The sequence below is a fragment of the Brucella tritici genome (genome assembly GCF_008932295.1).
Lineage (GTDB): Bacteria > Pseudomonadota > Alphaproteobacteria > Rhizobiales > Rhizobiaceae > Brucella > Brucella tritici.
In genome coordinates this window covers 1-232 of the sequence record NZ_WBWA01000139.1, presented here as the reverse complement: position 1 = coordinate 232, position 232 = coordinate 1, and the positions used below count along the sequence as shown (strand labels likewise).

Sequence of the window (232 nt, the reverse complement as noted above, 5' to 3'; positions counted from 1 at the left end):
AGACCGCCAACGATGTGCGGCGTGTAGTCGTTCAGCGTTACGTCAACGTCGGAGTCGCCGTTGCCGCCTTCTTCGAGCGACAGGATAGCCGAGAAGCCGTTGCCACCGGTGAAGGTGTAGCTGATCAAGCCAGTGCGATAGCCGCCAGCAAGGATCACGTCATCGTTCATGACATTGCCGAGGTAGCCTGGGAAGGTTACGAAGGCCGATTCATCAAGACCAACGCGCAGAC

The 232-nt window shown here is 58.2% G+C and carries 1 protein-coding gene; it reads right to left on the bottom strand.

Annotation, left to right across the window (positions count from 1 at the left end; translation table 11 throughout):
* On the bottom strand, window positions 1-232 hold a 232-nt coding region (locus tag F9K91_RS25795), incomplete at both ends, for a porin (RefSeq protein ID WP_208852742.1).